The following is a 3,365-nucleotide window of genomic DNA, read 5'->3' as shown; positions in this document are numbered from 1 at the left end:
GGCCCGCCGCAGCGCCGGCGCGAGCCGGTTCCCGCCGCCGTCGCCGCCCTTCCCTCCGCCCCCCTTCCCGCCGTCGGACGCCGGGGCTGCCAGCACCTCGGCCATCCCGCGCAGCAGCTGCGCCAGGATCGTGCCCGAATTCCCGCGGGCGCCGAGCAGCGCGCCATGCGCCATGGCCCGTACGGCATCGGCCGGGCCGGGCTCGGACATACCGGTCTCGTGCGCGGCGAAGACCGCCTCGACCGCCTGTGCCGCGGACTCCACGGTCAGATAGAGATTCGTACCGGTGTCACCGTCCGCGACCGGATAGACATTGATCGCGTCGATCTCCTCACGCTCGCGGCCGAGGGCCTCCAGCGCCAGTGAGCACCAGTTCCGCACCTCTGCGGCGTCGAGGGTCTGCGGCACCTGATGCTCCTCCTTGAGCGGCCTGGAAGCGGGCTGCACGCAGGGTAGCCCGCGCGCGGAGGGGGGACCGCGCGGCGACCGTGGAGCGGCCCTGGGACGGTCATGAGGCCGGGGCCGGGCGGGGGCCGGTCCGGCTCATGGTAGTTTCGTTGTACCGAGGCAGGCGTTGTATGCTGCTGCGGTTGCCCGATGAAAGTCGGGCCATTCCCCCGGCAACGCCACATCAGTCACTGATTCCGGAGTCACTGATTCAGGCACGCCGGATATCTCTGTACGTGCATCTGAAGTCTTTGGAGTGACCCGTGGCTGCCAACTGCGACGTCTGCGGCAAGGGGCCGGGCTTCGGCAACAACATTTCGCACTCGCACCGCCGTACGTCCCGTCGCTGGAACCCGAACATCCAGCGCGTGCGTGCCGTGGTCGGTCGGACGCCGAAGCGGCTCAACGTCTGCACCTCGTGCATCAAGGCCGGCAAGGTCTCGCGCTGACGCCTGCGTCGTAGCGCAGCCCCTGCGGTTGCCTTGAAAGCCGGTCCATCTCGGTGGACCGGCTTTTTGCCGTCCCTGACCATGGTCATCGGTCATTCCTTCGGTACGCGGCCGGCCTCCGGCTCACGGCCTGCGGAAGCGCCACGCGTGGTCCACAGGACCGATGCCCGCGCCCAGCGGAAAGCCGTGCTCGATCGCGCCCGTCACATACTCCTTGGCCGCCACTACGGCCTCCACCACGCCCTGCCCGCCCGCGAGCCCGGCGGCGATCGCCGACGCGAGAGTGCAGCCCGTCCCATGCGTATGACGGTTGTCCTGGCGCGGTGCCCGCAGCCAGTGCTCCTCATGGCCGTCGGTCAGCAGATCCACGGCGTCGCCCGGCAGATGTCCGCCCTTGATCAGCGCCCAGCCGGGCCCGAACGCGAGAACGGCGTCGGCCGCGCGCCGCAGGCCCGTCTCGTCCTCCACGCGTACTCCGGTGAGCTGGGCCACCTCGTCCAGATTGGGCGTGGCGACGGTCGCCACCGGCAGCAGCAGGTTCCGTACACCGTCCAGCGCGGAGGCGGCCAGCAGCGGATCGCCGTGCTTGGAGACACCGACCGGATCGACCACCACGGGCACGGCGGTGTCCGCGAGCAGTTCCGCGACGGCCGCGACCAGTTCGGCGGAGGAGAGCATGCCGGTCTTCACGGCCTGTACACCGATGTCGTCCACCACCGCGCGGTACTGGGCCCGTACCGCTTCGACGGGCAGTTCCCAGGCGCCCCGCACACCGAGCGAGTTCTGTGCGGTGACGGCGGTGAGCACGCTCATGCCATGGACACCGAACGCCAGCATGGTCTTCAGATCCGCCTGGATACCGGCGCCGCCGCCGGAGTCGGATCCGGCGACGGTCAGCACACGAGGAGGCACGGGTATCGCCATGGAGCGAATCTACCGCCGGCCGCGCGGTCGGTGATCCCCGGTCTTCGGTGATCCCCGGTCCACTGGTGGTCGGTCTATTGGTGGTCCTCGATGTCCCCGAAGTGGTCCCAGCCGCCCTTGCTGGTCCAGGGCGCTCCGTCGACCGTCACCTGAGGCAGCGCCGAGAGACCGAGAACCTCGCCGATCACCTTCCAGCGGGCGGGCAGCTTCGTGTCGGCCGGGAAGGTGGCGACGATCGCGTGGTCCTCGCCTCCGGTCAGCACCCACTGGAGCGGATCGATCCCGACCGCCTGGCCGATGTCGTTCATCTGCGAAGGGATGTCGATCAGTCCGGAGCGCAGATCGATACGGACCTTGCTGGCGTCCGCGATATGCCCGAGGTCGGCGACGAGTCCGTCGCTGACATCGGTCATGGCGGTGGCGCCGAGCCCGGCCGCCGCAGGGCCCGCGTGGTACGGCGGTTCCGGTCTGCGGTGCGCCTCGACAAAGGCGCGCGGTGAGCGGAAGCCCCGGGAGAGCACCGCGTGTCCGGCCGCCGACCAGCCCAACCAGCCGGTGTAGGCGACGACATCGCCGGGCCGGGCACCGGATCTGGTCACCGGCTCATGGTTGCGCAGATCGCCGAGGGCGGTGATGGCGATGGTGATGGTGTCACCGCGTACGACATCGCCGCCGACCACGGCCGCGCCCGCGACCTGGCACTCGTCACGGATGCCGTCCATCAGCTCGGTGGGCCAGGTGACCGGGAGTTCGGCCGGGACGACCAGCCCGAGCAGCAGCGCGGTGGGGACGGCGCCCATAGCCGCGATGTCGGCGAGGTTCTGCGCGGCGGCCTTGCGGCCCACGTCGTACGCCGTCGACCAGTCGCGGCGGAAGTGCCGCCCTTCCAGCAGCAGGTCCGTACTCGCCACGACCCGACGGTCGGGCGCGGCCACGACCGCGGCGTCGTCGCCCGGCCCGAGCCGGACCGCCGGGGTGGTGGTGAGCCGGGACGTGAGCTCTCTGATGAGTCCGAACTCCCCCAACTCGCCCACGGTTCCCTTCACCGGGACTCCCCTCTCCTCGTCGGGCCGCGTCTGCGGTCGCGGTCCCTCGCTGCTGTCCGTAGCGTCATGAGATACGTCAACTTCTGTCTGCCGCACGCCACCCCGTGCGCGCCACCGGACACCCGGGTCTCCCCGTGGCCCGCGACGACGCGATACCGTGGCGTCTCTTCTCCCCACATGATCCTCGTGGCCGCCCTGGAGGTTCCGTGGTACAGGCGTACATCCTTATTCAGACCGAGGTGGGCAAGGCGACGACCGTCGCCGAGACCATCGCCAAGATTCCGGGAGTGACCCAGGCCGAGGACGTCACCGGTCCCTACGATGTGATCGTGCGCGCTCAGGCGGACACCGTCGATGAGCTGGGACGCATGGTGGTGGCCAAGATCCAGCAAGTGGACGGCATCACCCGCACCCTGACCTGCCCGGTCGTGCATCTCTAGGCCTCTCGTTTGGATCTTGCCGGGCTCGCGTGCCCGCAGTGACATCAGCCGCTGCCGCG

The 3,365-nt window shown here is 70.0% G+C and carries 5 protein-coding genes; 2 read left to right on the top strand and 3 right to left on the bottom strand.

Going from position 1 to position 3,365, the window contains the following annotated elements; all coding sequences use genetic code 11:
* Positions 1 to 447: DAK2 domain-containing protein (locus GA0115259_RS18705; protein WP_370748133.1), on the bottom strand; the 447-nt coding region annotated here is incomplete at its 3' end.
* A gap of 263 nt (positions 448 to 710) precedes the next feature.
* Between GA0115259_RS18705 and rpmB the strand changes: the two genes are divergently transcribed.
* Positions 711 to 896: a 50S ribosomal protein L28 gene (rpmB, locus tag GA0115259_RS18700; RefSeq protein ID WP_003957616.1), complete on the top strand. Its 186-nt coding sequence runs from the start codon at positions 711 to 713 to the stop codon at positions 894 to 896.
* Positions 897 to 1,019: 123 nt separating this feature from the next.
* On the opposite strand, the gene thiD is transcribed toward rpmB, so the two are convergent.
* Positions 1,020 to 1,820, bottom strand: a complete 801-nt coding sequence (thiD, locus tag GA0115259_RS18695; protein WP_093598270.1) for a bifunctional hydroxymethylpyrimidine kinase/phosphomethylpyrimidine kinase — start codon at positions 1,818 to 1,820, stop codon at positions 1,020 to 1,022.
* 74 nt (positions 1,821 to 1,894) lie between these two features.
* Positions 1,895 to 2,866, bottom strand: coding sequence for a thiamine-phosphate kinase (locus GA0115259_RS18690; RefSeq protein WP_093598267.1), 972 nt, complete (start codon positions 2,864 to 2,866; stop codon positions 1,895 to 1,897).
* 206 nt (positions 2,867 to 3,072) lie between these two features.
* Between GA0115259_RS18690 and GA0115259_RS18685 the strand changes: the two genes are divergently transcribed.
* Positions 3,073 to 3,306 carry an Lrp/AsnC family transcriptional regulator gene (locus tag GA0115259_RS18685; RefSeq protein WP_046495896.1) on the top strand — a complete coding sequence of 78 codons (234 nt, stop codon included), beginning with the start codon at positions 3,073 to 3,075 and terminating at the stop codon, positions 3,304 to 3,306.
* Positions 3,307 to 3,365 lie beyond the last annotated feature (59 nt).

The organism is Streptomyces sp. MnatMP-M17, from assembly GCF_900091995.1.
In the GTDB taxonomy this organism is placed as follows: domain Bacteria; phylum Actinomycetota; class Actinomycetes; order Streptomycetales; family Streptomycetaceae; genus Streptomyces.
The sequence above is the reverse complement of the archived record's forward strand: the minus strand, read 5'-3'. Positions and strand labels throughout refer to the sequence as shown.